This is a genomic window from Acetobacter conturbans, from assembly GCF_011516755.1.
GTDB classification, from domain to species: domain Bacteria; phylum Pseudomonadota; class Alphaproteobacteria; order Acetobacterales; family Acetobacteraceae; genus Acetobacter; species Acetobacter conturbans.
On sequence record NZ_WOSY01000083.1, the window covers coordinates 1 to 551 of the forward strand.

Here is a 551-nt window from a genome sequence, read left to right on the forward strand (position 1 = left end):
ATCACGCCTCCACGACCAGCGGACCACCCGTGGTCTTCGCCTGACAGGCCAGGATGAAACCCTTGGCCTTGTCAGCCGGATCGAGCCCATCCTCGACCGCCATCGTCACCTGGCCTTGCAGCAGATGTGTCGTGCATACGCCGCAGATACCGGATCGACAGGAGGATGGAATATTGACGCCTGCCGCATCAGCCGCGTCGAGAACCGTTTCATCCAGTTGCAACGGAGCCGATTTCCCTGAAGTGGAAAACGTAATGGTCGTTGCGGCAGGCGTGACGGCCGGAGATGAGGGGGCCGCCACAGGCCCGACCGCAGGTTCGGCCTTCATCGCGGCTGGTCCGAATGCCTCGCTATGAACATTGGCTTCCGGCACACCGAGATCCGTCAATAACGCTCTCATGCTTGCCATCATCCCGGGTGGGCCGCAGACATGGATACGTCGGTTTGTGAGATCTGGCACCGATTGCTGAAGCAGTTCCTTCGTGATGCGCCCTTCCGGCCCCGACCACTCTGTCCCCGGCGACCGCCGCATGGTGGCAATAACGTGCAGT

General features: G+C 61.3%; 1 protein-coding gene. It reads right to left on the reverse strand.

Annotation, left to right across the window (positions count from 1 at the left end; translation table 11 throughout):
* Window position 1: 1 nt before the first annotated feature.
* Window positions 2-551, reverse strand: a 550-nt coding sequence (locus tag GOB81_RS17440; RefSeq protein WP_173571471.1) for a flavin reductase family protein, incomplete at its 5' end; no start/stop codon positions are given.